Origin of the sequence: Microbispora amethystogenes, from assembly GCF_016863015.1 — a bacterium.
GTDB lineage: Bacteria > Actinomycetota > Actinomycetes > Streptosporangiales > Streptosporangiaceae > Microbispora > Microbispora amethystogenes.
On the sequence record NZ_BOOB01000152.1, the window covers coordinates 1 to 669 of the forward strand.

A 669-nucleotide genomic window follows, 5' to 3' on the forward strand; every position below is an offset into this window, starting at 1 on the left:
CACTGGGGCTCGGGCTGGATCCCTGGCCCAGGCTGCCCGGCACCGACTGGAGGGCGGCGTACCAGGCGGCGGCCATCTTGTCGTAGCCGCCGGCGGTGGGGTGGATGCCGTCGATGAGGTCGCCGGTGGTGAGCTTGCTGTGCATGTCGACGAGGTAGACGTGCTTGCCGCTGTTGGCCTTGGACTGCACGATGCCGGGGAGGGCGGCGTTGAAGGTGCGGGCGGCCGACTCCTGGCCGGAGTTGGACAGCGGGATGATCGTGGCGACGAACACGTCGGCGTTGGGCGCGGCCGAGGTGATGTGGTCGATCAGGGTGGACAGCCGCTGGGGGGCGGAGGAGACGTTGTAGTTCTGCAGCACGTCGTTGGTGCCGATGTGCAGCAGCACGGTGCGGGGGGTGTAGGAGCGCAGCCAGCCGGTGATGTTGGCGTCGATCTGGTCGATCCGCCAGCCGGGGTGGCCCTCGTGGTCGTGGTCGCCCAGGTTGCCCGGCCCGTTGTACTGCGAGCCGACGAAGTCGACGGTGTAGCGGCCGGCGGCCAGGCGCTGCCACAGCCCGATGCGGTATCCGCCGGGCACCTGGGTGCCCTCGGTGATCGAGTCACCCAGCGGCATCACCCGCACCCCGCCGTTGGACTCCGCGCTCGCGGCGCCCGCCCCCAGCACCG

1 protein-coding gene is annotated in these 669 nt (G+C 70.9%); it reads right to left on the reverse strand.

The genetic code is table 11. The features are described 5' to 3' along the window. On the reverse strand, positions 1 to 669 hold a 669-nt coding region (locus Mam01_RS36125), incomplete at both ends, for an SGNH/GDSL hydrolase family protein (protein ID WP_239101891.1).